Below are 22,671 nucleotides of genomic sequence, written 5' to 3' on the forward strand. Positions count from 1 at the left end.
GAGATTCCAATGCGTCCCAGACTTCTTCCGCTCGCATCCGCGCTGATCTGCTTCGCCGCAGCCGGCTCTGCTCTTGCCGCCACAAAATCCGCTCACGCCGACCTGGTCAACGCGCAAGGCGCAACCATAGGTCACGCCAAGCTCATGGCCACCTCAGCCGGCGTGAAAATATCCGTCGAAGCCTCTCAACTCACCCCCGGCGATCACGGCATTCACATCCACAATGTCGGCAAGTGCGAAGGTCCCGCCTTCACCACCGCGGGCGGCCACTTCAACCCCACCGGCGCGCACCACGGCGTACACAATGCCGCCGATCCAAAACCGCATCTTGGCGATCTGCCCAATCTCACCATCGATGCCAAGGGCAAAGGCAAGCTGAGCTTTGTCGTACCCGGTGCCACGCTCGACCCCGGCCCCAACTCGCTCTTTCACGATGGCGGAACCGCGCTCGTCATCCACGCCAAGGCGGACGACCTGACGAACGACCCCTCCGGCAACTCCGGCGACCGCATCGCCTGCGGCGTCATCCAGCAGTAAGAGCAGGGAAGCTGGGGCGGTGTCTCAATTTGAATTGCTTTGTAACAGGGCACGACTTTAGTCGTGCCGAAACGGCCATAAAAATGAAATTGGGCTTTAGCCCCTGAGGCAGTTTCTTCAAACTGAGACACTACCCGCTTTTCCGCCGACTTGCCAGCTCGCTACGCGCAGCGCTAACCCGCTGCTTTTCTCTGCTAATTTCGCCAATCCTTCCAGCTTCGCTTTCCAGCCCTTCGTCCCTCGTCATTCGCCCTTCCCTCATTACCAAAGTCCACCACCCTTTCGTAACCCCACGACCTCCAGAAACTTTGCATGCAATTAACCCCATTTATGCTCTACTTAGAATCAGCAGTACAAAGGCCCGATCCTCACCGGAATCGGGCCTTTGTTTTTTCGACGCCATGCCGGCACGGAGCACAAACCGCACCGCCCGCAAGTCATTGATTTCATACAACTGGGGAAAGAAAAGGCGAACAAAACTCTGCACACTGAAATTTCATCGCAACTGGCTGCATAGTCAATTACTTACAGCCGAATGTGCAGATTTTGTTATTTTTTTGGTAACCACATTCCGTCGGAGGAAGCAGTGGCCTTCAGGCCGCTGAAAATAGTCGGGAAGAGAAATTAAGGGGCTTCAGCCCCGGGCTTTGACATAGCATGCGCCCCGTCATACTTGCCGCGCGGGGATATTTGCCTTAAGTAGTCCTCTTTCGCAATATCGTTGATCGCAATAAAAACGGCCCGGCTCCATCGGGAGTCGGGCCGTCAGATTCTTCCTGCTTATTCTGGTGCTGGAATATAGCGTGCCACGATGAGTAAAGTAAGTTCCACAATTTCGCGGAGGGAAAAGGATACCGGGCTATTCATTAGGATCTCCCTTCGGCACCGACAGCTTCTGCCTGGTTGCAGGTTGCGCGTTTGCGCTTACCGGTCCGGAGTCATCTCCCTGTGCCGGATTTGTACTTGCCATTGCCGTCAGTTCTGACTTCCGATACTTCGGCGCGCTGATGTAGCCATGAATGTGATCCTTCGTAATATCGTTGATCACAATCTCCATCGGCTGCGGGCTGTCCGGGTCGTAAAACATCGCCGGCTGAAAGAGATTCACATGCTTCTGTGTCAGCGTGTGATCGTCCACAATCAACTGCAGGTCCGCATAGCCTTTATTCACATTCGCCTTGCGCAGGCTCACGCTCATCGGCCCGGTCCGTGCATACTGCTTCGATTTGCTCAGGTCGAACTCGTAATAGCTCCGCTCGCCGCGCTTCTGCAGCAGCACCAGCTCGTCATGCGTCTTGGCAATCGATCCGCCCAACTCCGTCTTGGCGCTATCCAGATCGCCGCGCGTTGTCTGCAGGTCGGTCTGCGTCGCCGCAATCGCCTTGCGCTGCTCGTCCAGTTGCGCCTGCATCTTTTTCCAGCGCGCGTCCGACATACCTGCAGGCCGCCGCTGCCTGACACTCGGTGCGCCCGACGCACCCACACCGCCCACAGTCGCCGCCGGGGAAGGCTTGCTCAGCGCATCCACCTTCGCGGCCAGTACATTCAACTGGCTGTTCGTCGCATCCAATTGCTTGTGCGTCGTGTCCAGTTGCGTCGCCATCTGCTGGTTCTGCCAGTTCGCGGTCTGCGCGCTGTTATGTTCGTGGATGGCATAGCCAAAACCAGCTACCGCAAGCACAACTGCTCCCAGAATCGGCGCCAGGCGCTTCCAATCCGACCTCTCCGGTTCAGGTTCAGACCTGTCTCTATATCTTCCGGCCTCTTCCAGCACGAGGCACCTCCGGCAAAAACAAACTCTGGTGTCGGTTCAAGCACGTAGCCTGCCAAACCATGAAATTCGGAAGCCTCAATGGATCAGCAGCTTACAGAAAACAAAGCAGGAAAGCGGTAGGTAGAAATTTCCTCCATAGGGAACTTTTTGCTCGGTACCCCGCGCAAGCGGAGGCCAATTTTTCAGGGGGTTCCATCCATCACGAACCGAATCGAAACCGAATGAGTCATAACAAATTCCTCTGCAATTCCGTCTCATTCCTATACGGGGTCAAGCGATGCGGACTTTTTATCGGGATATCCGTTACGCCACGCGCAACCTGCGCAGGTCTCCGGCATTTACAACAACGGTCGTGTTGACACTGGCGCTCGGAGTAGGCGCAACCGCGGCCATCTTCAGTTGCGTCTACGCGCTCCTGCTCCAATCGCTGCCCTTTGCGGATGCGGGGCGCATCGTCGCTTTATCCGAGACTCACCCGCAAATTACGGGCGGAATCGAGGCCACGTATCCCGATTACGAGGACTGGAAGGCGCAGCAGCATAGTTTCACGCAGCTCGCAGCCTACTCCGCTCTCAATCCGGAAACAGTCTCGCTGGTCGCAGATGGGCACGCGCAGCAGGTGCATCGCGTGCTGGCCTCCGGCAACTTCTTTTCGCTGCTGGGGATCGCTCCGCTGATAGGCCGCGTGATCGGCGAACAGGACGACAAGCCCGAAGGCGATCACGTGGCATTGCTGAGCGCATCCGCGTGGGATCGCTACTTCGGCAGAGATCCCAGCATAGTGGGACGAAGCGTCAACCTCAATGGAACAGCCTTCACCATCATTGGAGTTTTGCCGGTCGGCGCCGGCTATCCCTCAGAAGGAGAGGTCTGGCTACCGCTGTCGCTGCTGGACCAGGAGACACGCGTATCTCGCGTGTGGCACTCGGTCAGGGTCCTTGGCCGCCTGCGTCCTGGTATTGGGTTGCCCGAAGCAAGAGCCGATATGCAGGCAGTCTCGGCGCGCCTGGCGGTCGCGTATCCCGCCACCAACCGAAACTTCGGCGTGCTGCTGAAGCCGTTGCGCGAGGAGTTGGTGGGAACGCTGCGCCCGGCCATGCTCAGCCTGCTTGGAGCTGTCTTTCTGGTGCTCTTGATTGCATGTGCGAATGTCGCCAGTCTCTTGATGGTCAGGGCCACGGCACAGCGGCGCGAGATTGCCATTCGACAGGCGCTTGGCGCTGGCCGAACGCAGTTCTTTTCTCAATTTCTAGCCCAGGCGGTTGTGCTCTGCCTGCTGGGTGGAGCACTGGGAATCGCATTGGCGGCCGCAGTTTTGCCGTTGCTGCGCATGGCGCTTGCTCACGCCGCATCTCTTGATCCCTCGATGATTCAGTCCATCAACCTCAACATTCCTGTATTACTGTTTGCGTTGTGTACATGCATGATGACGGCGATTTTGTTCAGCATCTTCCCGCTCCTGAACCGCTCGCCGCGCCTGACCGAGGCATTGCGTGCAGGAGAGCGGGGAAGCACCGGCGGCAGAAGCAGAAAGCGCGGCGCCCTGGTTGCCGGAGAGATCGCAATCGCAGTCGTGGTGCTCTTCTTAAGCACGCTTGTGGTGCGGAGTTTTCAGAAGCTGCTGGCGGTTGACCCAGGCTTCAGGACCGATCATCTGCTCAGTGCTGAAATCACACTGCCGGAGCCGAAGTATGGCGATGAGAGCCCCGTCACGAATCATTTCTATGAGCAGCTTCTCGAAAACATAGCGCGCTCTCCGGGTGTTTCCTCCGCCGCCACCACGACGATTGTTCCGCTCAGACCGTCCCAGGTAATGACTCGGTTTCTGGTGGAAGGCGCGCCTCCCACTGCGCCGGGCATATTTCCCGCCGCGCAAATCCGATACGTGAGCCCCGGCTTCTTTCATACCTTCGGCCTTGCTCTCCAAAGCGGCAGAATCTTTGAGCAGAAAGACATTGAGAAAGGTACTCAATCATTCGTCGTCAATGCCGCCTTCGTCCGGCGGTACCTGGCAGGCAGAAACCCGCTGGGCGCCAACATTCTTATCGGGGTGTTGAGCCCGCATCCGGAGAAGATTCCGGTGATTGGAGTGGTCTCCGACGCGCATGACCTTGGGATTGAGAGCGATGCGCAACCGGAGATCTATCTTCCGGGCTTCGGTCTGCACGCGGCTCTGCTTGTGCGCACCTTCGCGGATCCCGCGAGCGTTGAGTCCATCGTAAAAAATGCAGTGAATGCACTGGACCCCAACCAGCCCATCTACCACGTCCAAACTGTCGATGCGCTTATGTCGAACTCCATTGCCCGGCAGCGGATGACCGCCATGTTGCTCGGCATTTTTTCCGTGGTGGCGCTTGCATTGGCGGCCATCGGCATCTACGGAGTTCTTTCCTATTCCGTTGCACAGCGTTCGCGGGAGATTGGCGTGAGGATGGCGGTGGGAGCCACTCGCGCGCGTATCTTGCGCCTGATATTGTCGCAGGCTGCTCAATTCACAGGAATCGGACTCGTTGCAGGTGTTGGCCTGGCGCTGGTGGGTGCTCGCGTTATCAGAGGATTGCTCTTTGATACCGGCACAACTGACCCGGTTTCCGCTTGTATTGCCATTGGGCTTCTGGTGTTGGCCGCGGCTGTGGCAGCGACTATCCCTGCAATACGCGCCGCGTCCGTAAATCCGAATGAAACACTAAGATCGGAGTGACAATCCAAAGTCACGCCTTCCATTGAAAGCAAATCCCGAATCCATCCGGGTCTTTCAGGTAAAGCTGCTTCATTCCGTACCACGCAATTTTCGGTGGATCGAGCTCGACTCCACGTGCCATTAACTCCCGGTACGCTCCATCCACATCGGGGCAGCCCAGGTACAGACAAGTGTCCTGATGCCCGTCCCATCGCGCCGCATCCGGCTGGGCCGGAACATCGTCCGGATCGTAGGCCGTATTCAGCATGACATCCGCCCCACCCAGTTCCAGCATCGCCCAGTTCACATCGTCCTCGTCGTCGCTCATCGCCTTCGAGCGCCCGGTTACCGTAAACCCCAGCTTGTCCCGATAAAACCGGATTGACGTGGGCATATGAAAAACCTGAACCAGCGGAGAAATACCTGTGACCTCAATCGGCATGGCAAATGAACTCCTGCTCTTGATCTGCAGCCAAGATATACTGAATCTTGTGATGTCGCCTGAAAAAACCTTCTATCTTGAGACCTTCGGCTGTCAGATGAACGCCCATGACTCGGAGAAAGTCATTGGGACCCTCCAGCGCGAGGGCTATCGCCGGGTCGAGTCGGAAGAAGAAGCCGGCCTTATCCTCTACAACACCTGTTCCATCCGCGATAAGGCCGAGCAGAAAGTCTTCAATCGCCTCAACGATTACAAAAAGCTGTACAAATCCGGCAAACGCTTCGGCGTCCTCGGTTGCGTCGCACAGCAGGAAGGCGAAAAGATCTTCGAGCGCGCTCCCTACGTCTCGCTCGTCTCCGGCTCCGCCTCGTACCGCAAGCTGCCTGAGATGCTCCATCGCCTTGAAGCCGGCGAATCCCGTATCACAGGCCTCGACGACCGCCAGACCGACGAAACCTTCGAAACCGAATTCACCGCGCGCCAGAACCCCTATCGCGGCTACATCACCATCATTGAAGGCTGCGACAAGTTTTGCGCCTACTGCGTCGTCCCATACACGCGCGGCAAAGAGCGCAGCCGCACCTCAACTTCAGTTCTCGAAGAAGCAAAGCGCATCGCAGATCTCGGCTACAGCGAGATTCAGCTCCTCGGCCAGAACGTCAACAGCTATCGCGATTCGGAAGGGAAGTTGTCCTTCGCGGAACTCCTCGCCGCCGTCAGCCAGATCTCCGGCATCCGCCGCGTCCGCTTCACCACCTCGCACCCGCGCGATTTCACCAAGGACATCGTCGAAGTCATCGATGCCTACCCCACGCTCTGCGACCACATTCATCTGCCAATCCAGTCGGGCTCCAACCGCGTTCTTAAAGCCATGGCCCGCGAGTACACCCGCGACTGGTATCTTGAGCGCATCTCCTGGATGAAGGCGGCAAAGCGCAGAATCTCGCTTTCAACCGACATCATCGTCGGCTTCCCAGGCGAAACCCCGGATGATTTCATCCAAACCATGGACCTCCTCGCAGAAGTTCAATACGATTGCGTCTTCGGCTTCAAATATTCCCCTCGGCCCAACACGCCGGCTTTAGTCATGATTGACTCGATCCCCGAAGCTGAGAAAGCGCAAAGACTTCAAGTATTGCTTGAACGCCAGCGCGAGATTCAAAGGGTTAGTTATTCCAGACATTTAGGGGAAGTAATGGAAGTAATGGTTGAGGGGCAAAATCCAGCGCGCGGTCAGGTCTCGGGTCGCAGCAGTCAGAATAAATCCGTGAACTTCACCACCGGTTCGCCCATCGCCCCTGCTCCTGGAACCTACATGCAGGTCCGCATCACAGCCACGCATCCAAATAGCCTGGTAGGCGAAGCGCTCTAGCCAGAAAACCGGAACAGGGATAGAGTAGGAGGGAACTGATGGACCTCGAAGTCAAAATCCGCGGCCTCATGATGGACCCGGCAACCAATATGCCTGTGGTCGTCCTCAAAGACGTCGCTTCGGACGCTGTCATGCCCATTTGGGTTGGCATCTTTGAGTTCAATGCGATCTTCAACGAGATCGACAAGTCCGTGGCGTCCCGCCCCATGACCCACGATCTGCTCCGCAACATCATCCAGAATTTGAATGCTGAGCTGGATCGCATAGTCATCAATGACCTTAGAGACAACACCTTTTTTGCCGCACTCTGGCTCACGCAGCATGGCGAACAGGTGATGATCGATGCGCGCCCATCAGACGCCATCGCTCTGGCTCTTCGCTACGACTGTCCGATCTACGTCGATGAGCGCGTAATGCACGCCGCTCGCCTCAATCCCGGTGGCCCGGCCGACGGTCCATCGGCAGAACAACTGCGCGGCTGGCTGCAGGGCTTGAACGACGAAGATCTAGGCCGCTACAAAATGTAGCCGAGCGCATAAACCCTCCCGCACATTCCATTTCCATAAATTATTCGCGGCTCAGCCCCTAAGGGAAGAGTAAGTTTCACCGAAGCCAGCCTATTTAACCCTTTCAGGTTCAATCCCATAGCGATTGTATACAGAATATACGTTATCGGACATATTGACACATGCCGTGGATTATCTTGTCTCAGCGTCTTACTCCTCGCTATAGTTGCTTGACTCCCGAATTCGGACATTCCTGATGACAAAGATGATCAAAGTGCTGTTCGTCGCAATAGCCTTTCAGCTAGGCCTCGCGTCCCTGCTCATTGCACAGGTGCAAACTCAGGTCCCTCCCGTCATTCCCGGCGCAAAGCCAGTCACGCTTGAACGCATTAAGATTCACGGCGCATCGCTTGAAGGCAACCTCGAAGGCGACGCCGTTGACCGCGACGTTCTCGTCTTCCTGCCGCCCAGCTACGCCACTGACAAGCATCACCGTTACCCGGTTATCTACGCTCTTCACGGCTATTCCATCGGAGCCGAGCAGTGGTCGCATGAGATCCACGTTCCGCAAACCATCCAAGGCGCCTTCGCCCAGGGCGCAAAGGAGATGATCGTCGTTCTTCCTGACTCGAAGACCATCCACAACGGCTCCATGTATTCGAGCTCGATCACCACAGGAGACTTTGAGCGCTTCATCTCACACGACCTCGTCGCCTATATCGATGCGCATTATCGGACGTTGCCAAATCGTCAGAGCCGCGGCCTTGTCGGTCATTCCATGGGCGGCTATGGAGCTACCCGCATCGGAATGAAGCATTCTGACGTCTTCGGCAGCCTCTACATCATGAGTCCATGCTGCCTCTCCGCACGCTCTGCGAGCCCAGCAAACCCTGATTTGGAAAAAGCCCTCGCCGAAGTGAAAAACGAAGAAGATTCCGCTAAGCTCAACTTCTTCGCCCGTGCGCAGTTGGCCTCGGCGGCGGCCTGGTCCCCTGACCCAAAGAACCCTCCGCTCTATCTTGACCTGCCCACAAAGGACGGCGTTCCGCAGCCCGATGTTCTAGCCCGCTGGGCCGCCAATGCCCCGCTCGCCTTCGTTGACCAGTACATTGGAGACCTGCGTCAATATCGCGCCATTGCTATGGACGTAGGCGACCAGGATGGGCTGCGTATCGATGCCGGCAAGCTGCATGAGGTCTTTGATCGCTACGGCCTCGCAAACAGCTTTGAAATCTACTCCGGCACGCACACCAGCGCAGTAGCAGACCGCTTTCAGAACCACGTGATGCCTTTCTTCAGCAAAAATCTTTGCTTTGAAACGCACTGTCGTTGATGGAATGGTTTCTAGTTCCGGATATCCGCCAGCAGGCCTTCAATCTCCGCTTTCTGCTCTGCATTCAGCGGCAGCAGCGGTGCCCTTGCCTTCCCACCGTAATAGCCGTTAAAGTCGCAGGCATACTTCACTCCACTGATCCCAAGCTGGCCCACAATTCGCTGGCTTGGTCCGGCTATTCTCTCCTGCTTCGCCCGCGCCAGCTCCAGGTCGTGATCTTTCCACGCAAAGTAAACCTCCTGGCACGCCTGTGGTGCGCAAGCCGCAAACGCCAGAACGCCGCCTGCCGCTCCAGCCTCCAGCGACTCCAGCAAGGTTCCCGCAGAACCCGCCAACACCTGGAAGCCGACCTCTTTCATTCGCGTCTTAAGCAACGTCGAAGACTGTGTCACCGTCACCGCAACTCCGCCGCTTAGATCGCCCACCGGCACAAATCCGCTCTCCGTCTCAAGCTTCGGAGCCAGCATCCGCCCCGTCACCGGTTCAAAGATGGTCGTTACCGGCACACTCCGCGTGGGAGCAGTCCGCGTCGCCTCAACAAGCATCCTCACTTGCTCCACGCTTCCCGTCGAATCTTTAATCCCAATAATGTTCGGATGCTGTGCCAGTTCCGCCACCACAGGCACAGGAATGTTGTACGGCGCAAATCGCGGAATGTTGTACAGGATTACCGGCAGCGGCGATCGATCCGCCACGCTCCGGAAATAATGCAGAACAGCGGCCTCGCTCATCGCCGGCACATAGTACGTAGGAGTCCGCACCAGCACCGCATCGTATCGCGCCTCAGCGGCGGCCTCTGCCAGCTCAATCGTTCCGCGAACGCTCTCCCTGGCGACACCTGCAATCAGCACTTTCTCTGCTGCCGCCGCATCCGCCGCAACCTTCAGCACCTCACGCGACTCCGCATCGTTCAGCTCCACTGCCTCGCCCGTGGACCCCAGCACCACGATCCCAGCCAGCAGGCTCCGCGAGTAGCGAGCCACATTGGCCTCCAGCTTACGGAAATATACCCGCTCATCTGTGTAAAACGGAGTTGTCGCCGCTGTAAAAATGCCTTCGATATACATATCAACATTGTAAAGTTCGGAAACAGTCCCGTCCGGAAACGGTACGGTTTGGAACCTATTACCTTCTCTTACCCTTCTGTGCCATTGCCGCCCTGCCAGTGGCAATTTATACAATGATGACAAATCCACTGGAGCCACAAATGGCCAAGTCAGTCACTATAGAAATCGAAGCCGACGATGGCAGTGAAACGCTTACTCATCAGGTTTTCGCATTTTTCGGGCATACCTTGATCGCAGTTGCTATCTGGGGCGCCATGATGCTCGTCGGCTATGTCATCAATCCTACGTACATCCCGCAGATCGTTATCTCCACACTCTCGTTTCTCGTCCCGCTCATCGCCGGCGCGCTCATCATCGGCGCGCGGCCCAGTGAGATTGCTCCCCACGTCTGGCTCGCCGGCATCATCTGGATGCTCTTCCTCAGCCTCTGGCTTCTTGATCTTCCCACCGGTCCCAACGCCTGCAACCAGTGTGCCGCCACAGAAAAGATCGTGCGCTCGTTTTTCAGCTACCCCACTCCCAGCGGGCTCATCGATGACAACGGCCCGTTCTTCGGCACCTGGCCCGCCATCGCGACAATCGGCTATGGTATCGGTGCCGGCATCGTGCAAGCGCGAAGAAAAAACTCCGCAAAATAGCTCAGGCCGAGGCTTTTGCCCCGGCCCGCTAACCATCTCTCACTCTTCGTGTGTTCTACCGAGCGAGGCTTGCTCTGGCCCCATGAAGCTGCTGCAGCGCATTCACCGTAACCTGCTTGCGCTGCGTTGAGGCAATTCCCTCCACCGCCGCTTGCGCCGCCTCAATCGTAGTAATCGTAGGAATTCGCGCCAGAACTGCTGCGCGCCGAATCGCCTTCTCATCAAAGAACGGGTCTTGCCCATGCGGCGTGTTCACAATCAGCTGAATTCTGTCGCCCTTGATCAGGTCCACCACATTCGGCCGGCCTTCCTTCACCTTGAACACGCGCTCCACAATCAGCCCAGCTTTTTCCAGCGCATTCGCAGTGCCCTCAGTTGCCACCAGCTTGAACCCAAGACCCACAAACCGCTGCGCCAACTCCACCGCTGCGGCTTTATCCGCATCATTCACGCTGATAAACATCGTGCCGCCGGAAGGCAGCAACTGCCCGGCTGAAAGCTGCGCCTTGGCAAATGCCTCGCCAAAGCTCGCCGCCACGCCCATCACTTCACCCGTCGACTTCATCTCCGGGCTTAGCACCGTATCCACGCCGGCAAACTTGTTCCATGGAAACACCGGCGACTTCACATAATAGTGATCGCCAACCTCAAGGTCTTTACCGGAAGCAACCTGCTTCGGCAACAGCTCCTTCAGCGTGCGTCCAGTCATCAGCCGCGCCGCCACCTTCGCAAGCGGCACGCCCGTCGCCTTGGAAACATACGGCACCGTGCGCGAAGCTCTCGGATTTACCTCAATCACATACACCTGGTCCTTGCCGCTTGCATCCTTCTGAATCGCAAACTGCAGATTCACCAGACCAACAACCTTCAGCGCAAGCGCCAGCTTCCGCGTATGCGTCCGAATCGTCTCCAGCGTCTCCTCTGCAATCCCCACCGCAGGCAGCACACAAGAAGAATCGCCAGAGTGAATCCCAGCCTCCTCAATGTGCTGCATGATGCCCGCAATCACCACATCTTCTGAATCGCACAGCGCGTCTACATCCACTTCCACCGCGCTCTCCAGAAAGTGATCGATCAGCACCGGCCGCTCCTGCGAATACTCCACAGCCTCGCGCATGTACTTCGTTACAGCCTCGGCGTCATACGCAATCACCATCGCGCGCCCGCCAAGCACATAACTAGGCCGCACCAGCACTGGATAGCCAATCCGCTCACCAATCGCCAACGCCTGTTCCACGCCTGTAGCCGTGCCACCCGCCGGCTGTGGAATCCCAAGATCGACAAGCAGCTTTCCGAATTGCTTGCGGTCCTCAGCCAGATCAATCGACTCCGGCGAAGTTCCGATAATCGGCACTCCCGCCGCCTTTAGCCTGTGAGCAAGATTCAGCGGCGTCTGCCCGCCATACTGCACAATCATGCCGATCTTCGCGCCGCCCGCAGCCTCATGGTTATAGACCGCCAGCACGTCCTCCAGCACCAGAGGCTCAAAGTACAACCGGTCGCTCGTGTCGTAATCCGTCGAAACCGTCTCCGGGTTGCAATTCACCATGATCGTTTCGTAGCCATCTTCCTTCAGCGCAAACGCGGCGTGACAGCAGCAGTAATCAAACTCAATTCCCTGCCCGATCCGGTTCGGCCCCGATCCCAGAATGATGACCTTCGCCTTATCCGTTGCGGGCGACTCGTCTTCTTCGTCATACGTTGAGTACAAATACGGCGTCATCGACTCAAACTCCGCCGCGCACGTATCCACCAGCTTGAAGACCGGCCTGATTCCCTTCGACTCGCGCAGTTCCCTCACCCGCTTCACGCCGTCATGGCCCTCAAGCTTCCACTCCGCCGCAATGCGTTCATCGCTCAGGCCCATCCGCTTCAGTCTGCGTAGAGCCTCTTCCGTAATCTCTTCTGGAGTAGTCTTGGCAATTGTCTGCTGTTCCAGCGTAATCTCGCGAATCTGGTGCAGGAACCACGGGTCCATCCCCGTCAACCGCGCAACCTCACGCACACTCATCCCGCGCTCAAACGCAAACCGGATGTACCCCAGCCGCTCCGGCCTCGGCGTCACCAGCATCTGCGTCAACCGCCGCGGCTCCAGCACTTCAGTACCGGTCTTCTTACCGGTCTCAAGCGCCCTCCACGCCTTCATCAGCGATTCCTTGAAGGTGCGCCCAATCGCCATCACCTCGCCGACAGATTTCATCTGCGGTCCCAGCACATCGTCCGCGCCAGGAAACTTCTCAAACTGCCACTTCGGAATCTTCGTTACAACATAATCAATCGTCGGCTCAAAACACGCAGGCGTCTTGCGCGTAATGTCATTCGGAATCTCATCCAGCGTGTAACCCACGGCCAGCTTCGCCGCAATCTTCGCAATCGGGAATCCCGTCGCCTTCGACGCCAGCGCCGATGACCGCGACACGCGCGGATTCATCTCAATCACCGTCATGCGCCCATTCAGCGGATTCACTGCGAACTGCACATTCGATCCGCCCGTCTCCACGCCAATCTCACGCATCACGGCAATCGCCGCATCGCGCATCCTCTGGTACTCGCGATCGGTCAGCGTCTGCGCCGGCGCCACAGTAATGGAATCGCCCGTATGCACACCCATCGGGTCAAAGTTCTCAATCGAGCAGATGATGATCACGTTGTCCGCAAGATCGCGCATTACCTCAAGCTCATATTCCTTCCAACCCAGCACGCTCTCTTCAATCAGGCATTCATGCACCGGCGATAAATCCAGCCCGCGCGCCAGAATCTCCATCAACTCTTCGCGGTTGTACGCAATGCCGCCGCCCGAGCCGCCCAGCGTAAATGAAGGACGAATCAAAATCGGAAATCCAATCTTGCTCGCAAAGTCCAGTCCATCGCGCAGGTTGTTCACCAGCGCCGATTTCGAAACCTCCAGCCCGATGCGAATCATCGCATCCTTGAACAGCAGCCGGTCCTCAGCTTTCTTGATCGCTCCAAGCTTCGCGCCAATCAGCTCCACGCCGTACTTGTCCAGAATCCCGGCATCCGCCAGATCCACCGCAAGATTCAGCGCTGTCTGCCCGCCCACCGTCGGCAGCAGCGCAAACTTGCCTGACCCCTGCCCAAGCATCTCCGCCTCGCGTCGAATAATCTCCTCAACATAAATAGTCGTTAGAGGCTCAATATAGGTGCGATCCGCCAGTTCCGGGTCCGTCATAATGGTGGCCGGGTTTGAATTCACCAGCACCACCTCATACCCCTCCTGCTTCAGCGCCTTGCACGCCTGCGTGCCGGAGTAATCAAACTCCGCCGACTGCCCAATCACAATCGGCCCCGAGCCGATCACAAGAATCTTCTGAATGTCATTTCTGCGTGGCATTTCTTAGCGTGTCCTGACCTAACGTCCGCCATTCTTCCGAATAGCGTGTTCAAATTCATCTTTACTCGTCACAACCAATGAGCACTCGTCCGCGCAAGCACCCGGCCCAAGCACAACATAAAGCTTCTTCCGCTCGATATAGGTAGCCAGCTCCGCTCGAACCACAATCTCATGCGCAGCAGGCGCATTCAGCGTACGCGCCACCCGGAACATATAATCGCCATCCACATGACCGAAGTGAAATTTCCCCGACTGATCCGTGTGCGTACTCATCCGAACCTTGTCATCCTGTGACAGGGTGACCTCAACATTCGCAGCCGGCGCGCCGCGGCCAGTAACTACAACGCCCTCCACATGGGTCAACCGAATCGGCCCATCCTTTTCCAGTTGCTGCGCATGAGCCGCCACGCAAACCATCGCACTCGCCACAACAACCATCATTATCCGGCCCAAAAAACAGCGGAGCCTGAGCCCCGCTGCCGTTGACAACCTCGTCAGAATGTCATCTCTCTCTGGCATTCCTCTACTACTCTTCCTCATCGATAAACCTCGCGCCTGTGCCCCACTTCCAGCACAAGAATCGTCACGGCTTGATCCTCTATGCGGCAGATCAACCGGTAATCTCCCGCTCTGTACCGCCACAGTTCTTGCATCTCGCAGGTCAGAGCCTTGCCTAAACTGCGCGGATCAGGCGATGCGAGCAGTCTTCCGTGCAGAAATTTCAAGATTCGTTTTTGAACCGTTGCGTCCAGGCTTTGCAGTTGCTTTTGCGCCTTTGGGAGGAAACTCAGCTTCCATTCCAAGTGATTTCACGACCTCCTCAAAGGGAACTGCCTTGGACACATCCGAATCACGAAGCGCGGCCATGCCTGTCTCATAATCTTCGCAGTCTTCCAGCCGCTCAAGAATCGCTCGGCGGGCAAACTCCGCTTTCGTCTGCCCAGCCTTCGCCGCCTGCTGCTCCAGCAGTTGCTCAACTTCCGCACTCAATTGCAATTCCAGCATTCCTTTGCCCTCCTTGCCTAAAGTCTACCGCCGTCGCAAAAATACCGCTTGCGCCTTATCCCTTCCACTCCTCCATCAGATTCCGGAAATCCCGGAAGAGATAATGCGAATCATGCGGCCCCGGAGCAGCCTCCGGGTGGTACTGCACGCTAAACAGCGGCAGCGTCTTGTGCCGCAAGCCCTCCAGTGTATTGTCATTCAGATCCACATGCGTCAGCTCAACTTCGTTCGCATTCACGCTCTCCGGATCGACGGCGAAGTTATGATTGTGCGCCGTAATCTCCACCTTGCCGGTAGCATTGTTCCGCACCGGATGATTCCCGCCATGATGCCCGAACTTCAGCTTGTACGTCTTGCCGCCCAGCGCCAGCCCGCATAGCTGATGCCCCAGGCAAATCCCAAAGACCGGCACGCGTCCCATCATCCCGCGAATCGCATTCACGGCGTAATCCACAGGCTCCGGATCGCCCGGCCCATTCGACAGAAACACGCCATCCGGCTTCATCCCCAGCACATCTTCGGCAGATGTCTGCGCAGGCACAACCGTCACCTTGCAGCCTTCGCGAGTCAACATGCGCAGAATATTCCGCTTCATGCCAAAGTCGTAAGCCACCACGTGCAACTGCGGCCTATCCACTCCCGGAGTCAGCAGAGGATCGCCCGTCTGGTTATGGCTATCGGATTCGTCAAAGGTGTAAATCGTCTTCGTTGAAACCACCTTCGCCAGATCGGTCCCATCCATCTTGCGAATTTTTCTGGCTTTTTGGACAAGTGCTTCGACATCGGAAGAGACCGTCGAAATCACTCCACGCATTACGCCGTTATCGCGCAGGTGCCTTACCAGCGCTCGCGTATCAATCTCCGCCAGCACGGGAACCTGGTAGCGTTCCATGTATTCGTCGGTTACCTGCTCGGAGCGCCAGTTCGAGCTCACACGCGAGAACTCACGCACAATCAGGCCTTCAATAAACGGCTTCGCCGCCTCATTGTCTGCCTGGTTCGTTCCGTAATTCCCGATCTGCGGATTGGTAAGAACAACGATCTGTCCGGCGTAGGAAGGATCGGTAGCGATTTCCTGGTAGCCGGTAAGGGAAGTATTGAAAACTACCTCGCCCTGGCATTCACCAGGTGAGCCGTAGCCTTCGCCGCGGAAGATGCGCCCGTCTTCGAGCGCAAGAATAGCCTGCATTGCCTCTCCGGGGAGTGGATTCAATCGATTTTATCAGGTCTCACTCCTCGCTGTTCGATTCCCGACGCGAGGCAAGGGTTGTGCAAAAACTTTCGCGAAATGCCTAATTTACAATGCCCGCATCCCGCCTTGGCCAATACACAAACGCGGCCTTCCCATAGATCAAATCCCGCTCCACCGGCCCAAACTCCCGGCTGTCGGAAGAGATGGACCTGTGGTCGCCCATCATATAGTAGTAACTCTCCGGAATCACCATCTCCGGCAATGACCGGCTGTCCCGATACTCATCCGGCACATACGGCTCTTCAAGCCGTCGCCCGTTCAAAATCACATCCCCGCCGTCAATCCTCAGCCGGTCTCCCGGCACCGCAATCACGCGCTTGATGTAGCTCTTCTCCGGATCCCTCGGATAATGAAACACCACCACATCTCCGTGCTGAATCGCGCTGAAGTGATACACAAACTTGTTGATGAACAGCCGGTCATGATCCTCCAGCCGCGGCAGCATGCTCGTACCCTCCACACGCACCGGCTGATACAAAAACAAAATCATGAAAACTGACGCGACAACCGCAATCAGCAGGTCGCGCACCCACAACATCAGCGTGCCTGTCTGAGGCGCAACAACAGGAGCAGAAACCTCGTGTACCTGCGCCTGGCCTGCTTCGTTTTCCTGATTTTCCTGGGAGATCATTGCCTTCTACTACTACTTTAGCTTACTTTCACTGGCATCCCAGCCCGCCCGGGGGACAAAGCACACGCGGCTTCTCCATCGGCTTGGGTTGTGATGCGGAAGGCACCAATGCAGTCGCCGTTCCCGGCGCGCCCACACCGCCCAGGTTCGCTTCCTCCAGCGTCAGCGGCCGCTGCAGCATCATCTCCACCTGCGTGCCCGCATCGATATTCACATCCGCCCCGCGCGTAAAGAGTGACACAATCCCCGCCGCCGCCGCGCCACCGGCCAGCCCGATCAAGCCTCCCGCCAGCGGATGCCCCGACCCCAACCCGCCAATCGCGCCCACCGTCCCGCCCGCTGGAATCGCTACCTCCGCAACCTTACCCATATTCCGCGTCTTGTCGCTATCCTGCTCAATCGTGCCTTCGCCGTCGTCCTTGACTGACTGCTTCCTCGCTCCCGGCACACTGTTCACAATTCCCGGAATCTCCACCACGCTTCCGTTCGGAAAAATGATCGATGTGAAGTGCATATCCAGTTGCGCCTTGCCCTTCACGTGCCCCGCTCTCTGTACGCGATCCACCATGCCCTGCACATATACGCCAGTCGGAATCATCACCCGGTTCCCCACCACCACCGGAAACGTCGAAACCAGATACACCCCATCGCCCGGCCTGGCGCTCTTTGTGTTCAGCGAGTTCCTGAGTTGCAGCAGCACCTTCGTCCCCGCCGGCACGATGTACTGCTTCGGCTGTGACGCAGCCGCTTGTGCTGGAACCGCAGTAGGAGGGGCCGTCGATACAGGCTGAGCCGTTGGCGCAAGTGCCGCCGGAGCGGGCGCTTGCCCTGCATCCTGTCCGTGGGCTACCACTCCCAGCGTCATCCACAGCGTCAAACCGATCCCCGCCGCAACTCCCCGCATCACTGCCCCTCCAATTCGATAGACTCCCGACGTGCAATCAAGGATAGCCCCATTCCGCCCCTTTGTGCTGTGTTTGATAGGCACCAGCTTCAGCCCGTACATCTCATCAGCGAATGAATTCTTGGGGCTTGAGCCCACCACAGAAAAAATCCCCCAAAAACACATTTCGCGTTACGATGCAAAGACAATGCAGCCCGATTTCCAACCCGCCGACCGCGACGCGCGCTACGCCTCAGCACTTAGCGTGCTTCAAGAAGCCATAGCTGCCCATGCCTTCCCCGGTTGCGCCTTCGGCGTCCTCGCCAATGACAAGATCCTGCTTCACTCCGCCCTCGGCCGTCAAACCTACGACGCGAACTCGCCCGCCATCACCCCGGACACACTCTACGACATCGCCAGCGTCACCAAGGTCGCCATCACCACCACTGCCGCAATGCTTCTCCATCAGCGCGGTCTCCTCGATCTCGAAATGCCTCTCGGCGAACTACTGCCTGGCTTCGTCATCGGCCGCCAACCCGGCTCACTCGCGCGTCACGTCCACCTTCATCATCTCCTCGCGCACTCTTCCGGCCTTCCCGGATACGTCCGCTTCTTCGAACACCACACCACGTCCACCGGCCTGATCCGCGCCTGCCTCGAACTCCCCATCGAAGCCCCTCCCGGCACGCGTGCCGAATACTCCGATCCCGGATTCATCCTCCTCGGCAAAGCCCTCGAAGTCCTAATACACGAACCCCTCACCCAATGGGCGCACCGCGAAATCCTCGCCCCACTCGCCATGTCCGCCTCATGCTTCTGTCCACTTCCCACCCAGCGCGCCGCCATCCCGCCCACTGAGCTGGATACATGGTTTCGTCATCGCATCATCCAGGGCGAAGTCCAGGATGAAAACGCCTCCGTCCTCCACGGCGCAGCAGGCCACGCAGGCCTTTTCTCTAACGTCCCCGACCTCCTCCGCTTCGCGCAGTCCATCCTCAACGCCAGCCAACCCAACGCTCTCTTCACAAGCGAAACCATCGATCTCTTCTCTCGCCGTCAGCCTCCCCCCGGCAGCTCCCGCGCCCTAGGCTGGGATACACCGTCGGAAAACTCTTCCTCCGGCTCGCACTTCTCGCCACGCTCCATCGGCCATCTTGGCTACGCCGGCACATCTCTCTGGATCGATCTCGACGCCCGCATCGCCATCGTCCTTCTCACCAACCGCACCTGGCCTGATCGCCAATCCCAGCTCATCAGAACCGTCCGCCCCGCCTTCCACAACGCCATCCGCGAAGCTCTCTGATCACGGTCCCTCAGTCCGCATAGTCCTTGCTCTTCTGAATACCTCCGTAACCCTCCATCATTCTCCGCTGTCCATAACAGGAGTACAATTCAGAGTTAGGGGCAAATCGATGGCAACCAATACACTCACGCCTGAGACTGACACCGCACCAATCTCATCGAGCACACCCACCGCAAAACAAGACCCTGCTTCCATCCTCCAGCAGCTCATCACTGAGAGCATGAATGAAGCCTCACAAGGCTTCGATACCAAGTCCGCTCTTGAGATCGCGCGCATCATCAATCATGAGGATTCCAAGGTCGCCGCAGCGGTCAAAAAAGCCATACCGGAGATTGCTCTGGTCATCGATCGCGTAGCTCGAGCCCTCCGCGACGGCGGTCGCCTCATCTACGTCGGCGCAGGCTCCAGCGGCCGCATCGCCGCCCTCGATGCCTCAGAATGTCCTCCTACCTATTCCACCGCACCCGGCCAGATTCAATACATCATGGCTGGCGGACCCAAAGCTCTCGCCTCAGCCGTTGAAGTGAATGAAGATTCCGAAGAGCTGGGCCAGCGCGACATCGCCCGCCGTCGGCCCACACGCAAAGATGTCATCATTGGCGTTTCCGCCTCAGGCCGCACGCCCTACGTTGTCGCCGCCACTGCTTACGCCCGCGCCCGCGGCGCATTCACCGCCGCCGTCTCATGCAATCACGGCACTCCGCTGGCTGAAGCCGCTGAAATCGCCATGATCGCCGAGGTCGGCCCGGAAGTAGTCTCCGGCTCCACCCGCCTCAAGGCCGGCTCCGCTCAGAAGATGATTCTGAACATGGTTACCACCGGAGCCATGACACGCCTGGGTTACGTGTACGAGAACCTCATGGTCAACGTACACATGCAGAACTCCAAGCTGGTCGAGCGCGGCATCCGCATTCTCATGCGCGCCTGCAACATTGACCGCCCCACCGCCGTCGATACCATCAAGTCCGCCGGTCGCAGCGTCCCCGTTGCCCTCGTCATGCTCAAGGCTCGTGTAGACAAGCCGGAAGCCGTCCGCCGCCTCGCAAAATCAGACGGCAACGTCCGCCTCGCCATCGAAGACACCGTCCTCGAACTCTAAGTTCTTCCAAAAGTAAAAACCCCACTCCGAGTCATGCTCAGAGTGGGATTTTTATGTACAGCCTTTGCCTTTTATCTACAACCCTGTTCCCTGCCTTACTCATGCGCTCCATGCTGCTTCAGGACATCCGCTGGATGGTGGTCATTCATCATCAGCGCGTAAGTCAGCGGCCTGTGCCGGCTGCTGTCTTGAAAGTTCACATCCGCGCCCTTGTTCACAAGCAGCTCAACCAGGTCGCTGTACTGCATCTGCAACGCCACATCCAGAATAGAGGTCGTGTATGCATCCGTCAGATTCGGATTCGCTCCGTGGTCCAGCAGAAACCCCGCATCATCCTTCTGGCCGCGCATCACCGCAAAGTACAGCGGAGTTGCACCGCTGCCCGCCTGCGCATTCACATTCGCGCCCTTGGCCACCAGCATCTGCACAATCTTCTTGTGGTTAACCGAGAATTCCGCAAGGTGCAGCGGCGTATAACCAACGGTCGCGCCAGTCACCTGGTCTCCGTGAACGTTCAGCAACACCACCGGGTCGCGATGCGTACCGGCTCCTGCAAACTCCTGCCCCAGCTCCGTCGGCCCAAACGCACCATAGTGGTTCGTCACATTCGGGTCCGCGCCCGCATCCAGCAGCACCTGCACTGCTTTGTCCTGCCCATGCAGAGCCGCAAGATGCAGCGGCGTATCGCCATTCTTGTCCTGCGCAGACACAGCCTTCGGGTCGCTTTGCAAAATCGCCTGAATCTTCTTCACATCGCCTTTCAACGCGGCATCATGAATCGGATCGCCCCACGCCGCACCACCCAGAACCATCGCCACGGCTGTCACCAGCACCAGCCGAACACCACGTCCAGAAACCACTCCGCGAAAAACAGAAAACATTCTCATTCCTCCGGTATCGATAAGTGCAGTATTCCTCTGCACTGCCAAGTCTAAATGCGCGCCTTCTATTTGTATGGCTTTTTGTATGGACGATCCTGCTCCCGGATAAGTCGAAAAGCCGCAGTTTCGCAGTCGCTTGAGTTACCCTGTGCTGCCATCTCTCGTAAGCTGCCTGTTTTTAGCCGGTTAGACGTGGCCTCACAGTTCCTGTGGAGAGGGATGCACCTGTGAAACGGTGCGGCGGATTGCGATAAATAACAGATTTTCAACTGTTTGTAGCTTGCTTCCAATTCACAGATTCGCAGTTGAACGGGTGGCTTCACAGTTTCGCGCTCCAAAATCACAGATCTGCTTCCGTACATCAGGCAAAAACTGCAAAGGCCCGAATCCAGTCGGATTCGGGCCTTTTGCCTGCTGATTATGAGTGTGGCATAAACGGCCGTAATTTTGTGCAAACTATCTGAGAGCAATCGCATTACGAAAGTACAATGGACGAAAGTAACCACAAATCGTGTATAGATCGTGTGTGTCCCAGGTCCCTGGGTCAAGGCGCCCAAACGTTTGTTACGCTCCGGGCTGCTGAGCCGGCTGCTGTTGGTTCTGCTGCTGGCGCTTGGCCCTGCGCGCGGCCAGCATCTCTTCGTACTGCTGCTTCTGCTGGTCCGTCATGACCGCTTCCAGCTTCGCGTTGGAGTCATCCATGATGCCTTTGGCCTTCGTCCGGCGGTCAGCCGGAGCCACTGAGGAATCGGTCCGTAAAGCCTGCATTTGAGTGGCCCGATCCTGCAAAATCGGCAGGATCTGCGTCACCTGGGTTTTGCTCAAGCTAAGCTCCTTGCCCAGCCGCCTGGCTTCCTTGGTGGGGTCCGCGTCGCGGTGCATATCGCCGCCCGCAGGAGCCTGACCAGTGGGTTGCTGAGAGGCCGGCTGTTGATCGGCAGGCGCGGCCTGAGCCTGGGCAAATACCGCGCCGGTTGAAAGCAACGCGGCGAGAATAAAAGTAGCCTTACGCGAATTCGTCATGTTCGTTCTCTCCATCGGGCTAGTCCTTATGGTGCTTAACCAGCCGGATGGATACTCGAACACAGGGCTGCCGCAGTAGTTGCTAAAAAACCTTGCGGCCTTTCCGCCGGTTCGCAACGGCGAGAAAGGCCGCCATTCAAGTTGAATGTTTACTTGTCGGTATGCGCGTCCACATGCTCTTTGGAGGCATGCTCGGCATGGTCCCCGGCATGAAGATCATGCCCATGAGCCAGATGCGCATGGTGCGCAGCCTTATAGTGGTCGCCCGCTTCATGATGCTTCGCGGCTTCGGTATGGTGGTGTGCAGCCAATCCGTGATGATGAGCCGCCTGCTTGTGATGATGCGCCGCTTTCTCAGACATAGGGAAAATCTCCATTCCGCTCGCAGATTCGGATTCAACCATCCACAAGCATGGATGGATTCTTGTCTATGCGAGATTGGGCATGGTTACGGCGCATTCAATTCGGGGTGAATATGCGGTGAACGGAATGGGGGAGTTTGCTGCCACGACTTTATTGTTTTGCTTACCTACAGAGCAATCCTTCGCGCGATGAAGCTTGGCTTGGTCTTTTAATCGAGATTGCAACAAACCCATCATGATGTCACTGTTTGAATTTTTGATTAAGCCATTCGTATACAGCTCGTTGTTCTTCAGTTCCTGCGATTCGCAATTGGGCAAGTATTGTCTCGGCACGCGCTTTAGTTTCATGCAATTCTTTGCGACCATCGACACAGATTGAACAGGAGACATTGATATGAGCTCGGTCTTTTAGTGTCCCGTCTCTAAAGTCCGTGTACAAAATCGGGCGACGGAATCGAGGATTTGGTCTGCGGTCTTGTGCCAGACGAAGGGCTTTGGGTTTTTGTTATGTTGCAGGATGAAGCCACGGAT

General features: G+C 57.3%; 22 protein-coding genes. 8 read left to right on the plus strand and 14 right to left on the minus strand.

All coding sequences use genetic code 11. The annotated features are described in order from the left end of the window. The first annotated feature begins 9 nt into the window (after window positions 1-9). Window positions 10-537 carry a superoxide dismutase family protein gene (locus tag ABSG47_RS02780; protein ID WP_424166083.1) on the plus strand — a complete coding sequence of 176 codons (528 nt, stop codon included), beginning with the start codon at window positions 10-12 and terminating at the stop codon, window positions 535-537. Window positions 538-1,396: 859 nt separating this feature from the next. On the opposite strand, the gene ABSG47_RS02785 is transcribed toward ABSG47_RS02780, so the two are convergent. Next, complete coding sequence (locus ABSG47_RS02785) at window positions 1,397-2,311, minus strand: hypothetical protein (RefSeq protein WP_424166085.1); 915 nt, start codon at window positions 2,309-2,311, stop codon at window positions 1,397-1,399. Between the two features lie 277 nt (window positions 2,312-2,588). On the opposite strand from ABSG47_RS02785, the gene ABSG47_RS02790 reads away from it, so the two are divergent. After that, window positions 2,589-5,012: an ABC transporter permease gene (locus ABSG47_RS02790; protein ID WP_424166087.1), complete on the plus strand. Its 2,424-nt coding sequence runs from the start codon at window positions 2,589-2,591 to the stop codon at window positions 5,010-5,012. A 10-nt stretch (window positions 5,013-5,022) separates the two neighbouring features. Here the strand turns inward: ABSG47_RS02790 and ABSG47_RS02795 are convergent, their stop codons facing one another. Continuing rightward, window positions 5,023-5,433 carry a VOC family protein gene (locus ABSG47_RS02795; RefSeq protein WP_424166090.1) on the minus strand — a complete coding sequence of 137 codons (411 nt, stop codon included), beginning with the start codon at window positions 5,431-5,433 and terminating at the stop codon, window positions 5,023-5,025. Between the two features lie 52 nt (window positions 5,434-5,485). Here ABSG47_RS02795 and miaB point away from each other — a divergent pair, with 52 nt between their 5' ends. The 3 genes from miaB (at window position 5,486) to ABSG47_RS02810 (ending at window position 8,644) form a co-directional block, all read left to right on the plus strand. Beyond that, window positions 5,486-6,805: a tRNA (N6-isopentenyl adenosine(37)-C2)-methylthiotransferase MiaB gene (gene miaB / locus ABSG47_RS02800; protein ID WP_424166093.1), complete on the plus strand. Its 1,320-nt coding sequence runs from the start codon at window positions 5,486-5,488 to the stop codon at window positions 6,803-6,805. A 38-nt stretch (window positions 6,806-6,843) separates the two neighbouring features. Further along, window positions 6,844-7,332 carry a bifunctional nuclease family protein gene (locus ABSG47_RS02805; protein ID WP_424166096.1) on the plus strand — a complete coding sequence of 163 codons (489 nt, stop codon included), beginning with the start codon at window positions 6,844-6,846 and terminating at the stop codon, window positions 7,330-7,332. Between the two features lie 235 nt (window positions 7,333-7,567). Further along, on the plus strand, window positions 7,568-8,644 hold the full coding sequence (locus tag ABSG47_RS02810) for an alpha/beta hydrolase (protein ID WP_424166098.1): 1,077 nt from the start codon (window positions 7,568-7,570) through the stop codon (window positions 8,642-8,644). 11 nt (window positions 8,645-8,655) lie between these two features. Here the strand turns inward: ABSG47_RS02810 and ABSG47_RS02815 are convergent, their stop codons facing one another. Further along, a complete protein-coding gene (locus ABSG47_RS02815) occupies window positions 8,656-9,711 on the minus strand; it encodes a dihydrodipicolinate synthase family protein (protein ID WP_424166100.1) in 1,056 nt (351 codons plus the stop codon). A 140-nt stretch (window positions 9,712-9,851) separates the two neighbouring features. Here ABSG47_RS02815 and ABSG47_RS02820 point away from each other — a divergent pair, with 140 nt between their 5' ends. Further along, window positions 9,852-10,349 (plus strand): hypothetical protein, encoded by a 498-nt coding sequence (locus ABSG47_RS02820; RefSeq protein ID WP_424166102.1) that lies wholly within the window; start codon window positions 9,852-9,854, stop codon window positions 10,347-10,349. Between the two features lie 55 nt (window positions 10,350-10,404). On the opposite strand, the gene carB is transcribed toward ABSG47_RS02820, so the two are convergent. The 7 genes from carB to ABSG47_RS02855 all read right to left on the minus strand — a co-directional run bounded on the left by carB (window position 10,405) and on the right by ABSG47_RS02855 (window position 17,496). Then, on the minus strand, window positions 10,405-13,701 hold the full coding sequence (gene carB / locus ABSG47_RS02825; protein WP_424166105.1) for a carbamoyl-phosphate synthase large subunit: 3,297 nt from the start codon (window positions 13,699-13,701) through the stop codon (window positions 10,405-10,407). Between the two features lie 18 nt (window positions 13,702-13,719). Next, on the minus strand, window positions 13,720-14,142 hold the full coding sequence (locus ABSG47_RS02830; protein ID WP_424166108.1) for a carboxypeptidase-like regulatory domain-containing protein: 423 nt from the start codon (window positions 14,140-14,142) through the stop codon (window positions 13,720-13,722). Window positions 14,143-14,237: 95 nt separating this feature from the next. After that, complete coding sequence (locus ABSG47_RS02835) at window positions 14,238-14,504, minus strand: type II toxin-antitoxin system RelE family toxin (RefSeq protein ID WP_424166110.1); 267 nt, start codon at window positions 14,502-14,504, stop codon at window positions 14,238-14,240. Then, window positions 14,389-14,706 (minus strand): DUF6290 family protein, encoded by a 318-nt coding sequence (locus ABSG47_RS02840; protein WP_424166113.1) that lies wholly within the window; start codon window positions 14,704-14,706, stop codon window positions 14,389-14,391. Before ABSG47_RS02840 ends, ABSG47_RS02835 begins: the two co-directional genes overlap by 116 nt. 55 nt (window positions 14,707-14,761) lie before the next feature. Next, a complete protein-coding gene (gene carA / locus ABSG47_RS02845; RefSeq protein ID WP_424166115.1) occupies window positions 14,762-15,895 on the minus strand; it encodes a glutamine-hydrolyzing carbamoyl-phosphate synthase small subunit in 1,134 nt (377 codons plus the stop codon). A gap of 103 nt (window positions 15,896-15,998) precedes the next feature. Further along, window positions 15,999-16,589, minus strand: a complete 591-nt coding sequence (gene lepB / locus ABSG47_RS02850) for a signal peptidase I (RefSeq protein WP_424166117.1) — start codon at window positions 16,587-16,589, stop codon at window positions 15,999-16,001. 28 nt (window positions 16,590-16,617) lie between these two features. Then, window positions 16,618-17,496, minus strand: coding sequence for a hypothetical protein (locus tag ABSG47_RS02855; RefSeq protein ID WP_424166119.1), 879 nt, complete (start codon window positions 17,494-17,496; stop codon window positions 16,618-16,620). A 184-nt stretch (window positions 17,497-17,680) separates the two neighbouring features. Between ABSG47_RS02855 and ABSG47_RS02860 the strand changes: the two genes are divergently transcribed. After that, window positions 17,681-18,775: a serine hydrolase domain-containing protein gene (locus ABSG47_RS02860; protein WP_424166122.1), complete on the plus strand. Its 1,095-nt coding sequence runs from the start codon at window positions 17,681-17,683 to the stop codon at window positions 18,773-18,775. Window positions 18,776-18,884: 109 nt separating this feature from the next. Then, window positions 18,885-19,874, plus strand: coding sequence for an N-acetylmuramic acid 6-phosphate etherase (gene murQ, locus ABSG47_RS02865; RefSeq protein ID WP_424166124.1), 990 nt, complete (start codon window positions 18,885-18,887; stop codon window positions 19,872-19,874). A gap of 95 nt (window positions 19,875-19,969) precedes the next feature. Here murQ and ABSG47_RS02870 read toward each other — a convergent pair whose 3' ends face one another. The 4 genes from ABSG47_RS02870 to ABSG47_RS02885 form a co-directional block, all read right to left on the minus strand. Continuing rightward, window positions 19,970-20,755, minus strand: coding sequence for an ankyrin repeat domain-containing protein (locus ABSG47_RS02870; RefSeq protein WP_424166127.1), 786 nt, complete (start codon window positions 20,753-20,755; stop codon window positions 19,970-19,972). A gap of 564 nt (window positions 20,756-21,319) precedes the next feature. Beyond that, window positions 21,320-21,778 (minus strand): hypothetical protein, encoded by a 459-nt coding sequence (locus tag ABSG47_RS02875; protein ID WP_424166130.1) that lies wholly within the window; start codon window positions 21,776-21,778, stop codon window positions 21,320-21,322. A gap of 149 nt (window positions 21,779-21,927) precedes the next feature. After that, entirely contained in the window at window positions 21,928-22,140 is a 213-nt protein-coding gene (locus ABSG47_RS02880) for a hypothetical protein (RefSeq protein WP_424166133.1), read from the minus strand. A 66-nt stretch (window positions 22,141-22,206) separates the two neighbouring features. Then, window positions 22,207-22,488, minus strand: coding sequence for a hypothetical protein (locus tag ABSG47_RS02885; protein WP_424166136.1), 282 nt, complete (start codon window positions 22,486-22,488; stop codon window positions 22,207-22,209). Between the last annotated feature and the right edge of the window lie 183 nt (window positions 22,489-22,671).

This window comes from Occallatibacter sp. (assembly GCF_049510455.1).
Lineage (GTDB): Bacteria > Acidobacteriota > Terriglobia > Terriglobales > Acidobacteriaceae > Telmatobacter.

What these genes read in the sequence shown, in the direction of transcription:
- ABSG47_RS02880 (WP_424166133.1), bottom strand. Translation starts at nt 22,140, where the DNA reads ATGTCTGAGAAAGCGGCGCATCATCACAAGCAGGCGGCTCATCATCAC.
- ABSG47_RS02810 (WP_424166098.1), top strand. Translation starts at nt 7,568, where the DNA reads ATGACAAAGATGATCAAAGTGCTGTTCGTCGCAATAGCCTTTCAGCTA.
- ABSG47_RS02840 (WP_424166113.1), bottom strand. Translation starts at nt 14,706, where the DNA reads ATGCTGGAATTGCAATTGAGTGCGGAAGTTGAGCAACTGCTGGAGCAG.
- ABSG47_RS02780 (WP_424166083.1), top strand. Translation starts at nt 10, where the DNA reads ATGCGTCCCAGACTTCTTCCGCTCGCATCCGCGCTGATCTGCTTCGCC.
- ABSG47_RS02790 (WP_424166087.1), top strand. Translation starts at nt 2,589, where the DNA reads ATGCGGACTTTTTATCGGGATATCCGTTACGCCACGCGCAACCTGCGC.
- ABSG47_RS02875 (WP_424166130.1), bottom strand. Translation starts at nt 21,778, where the DNA reads ATGACGAATTCGCGTAAGGCTACTTTTATTCTCGCCGCGTTGCTTTCA.
- carA (WP_424166115.1), bottom strand. Translation starts at nt 15,895, where the DNA reads ATGCAGGCTATTCTTGCGCTCGAAGACGGGCGCATCTTCCGCGGCGAA.
- ABSG47_RS02885 (WP_424166136.1), bottom strand. Translation starts at nt 22,488, where the DNA reads ATGAAACTAAAGCGCGTGCCGAGACAATACTTGCCCAATTGCGAATCG.
- ABSG47_RS02830 (WP_424166108.1), bottom strand. Translation starts at nt 14,142, where the DNA reads ATGATGGTTGTTGTGGCGAGTGCGATGGTTTGCGTGGCGGCTCATGCG.
- ABSG47_RS02815 (WP_424166100.1), bottom strand. Translation starts at nt 9,711, where the DNA reads ATGTATATCGAAGGCATTTTTACAGCGGCGACAACTCCGTTTTACACA.
- lepB (WP_424166117.1), bottom strand. Translation starts at nt 16,589, where the DNA reads ATGATCTCCCAGGAAAATCAGGAAAACGAAGCAGGCCAGGCGCAGGTA.
- murQ (WP_424166124.1), top strand. Translation starts at nt 18,885, where the DNA reads ATGGCAACCAATACACTCACGCCTGAGACTGACACCGCACCAATCTCA.
- miaB (WP_424166093.1), top strand. Translation starts at nt 5,486, where the DNA reads ATGTCGCCTGAAAAAACCTTCTATCTTGAGACCTTCGGCTGTCAGATG.
- ABSG47_RS02860 (WP_424166122.1), top strand. Translation starts at nt 17,681, where the DNA reads ATGCAGCCCGATTTCCAACCCGCCGACCGCGACGCGCGCTACGCCTCA.
- ABSG47_RS02820 (WP_424166102.1), top strand. Translation starts at nt 9,852, where the DNA reads ATGGCCAAGTCAGTCACTATAGAAATCGAAGCCGACGATGGCAGTGAA.
- carB (WP_424166105.1), bottom strand. Translation starts at nt 13,701, where the DNA reads ATGCCACGCAGAAATGACATTCAGAAGATTCTTGTGATCGGCTCGGGG.
- ABSG47_RS02795 (WP_424166090.1), bottom strand. Translation starts at nt 5,433, where the DNA reads ATGCCGATTGAGGTCACAGGTATTTCTCCGCTGGTTCAGGTTTTTCAT.
- ABSG47_RS02870 (WP_424166127.1), bottom strand. Translation starts at nt 20,755, where the DNA reads ATGTTTTCTGTTTTTCGCGGAGTGGTTTCTGGACGTGGTGTTCGGCTG.
- ABSG47_RS02805 (WP_424166096.1), top strand. Translation starts at nt 6,844, where the DNA reads ATGGACCTCGAAGTCAAAATCCGCGGCCTCATGATGGACCCGGCAACC.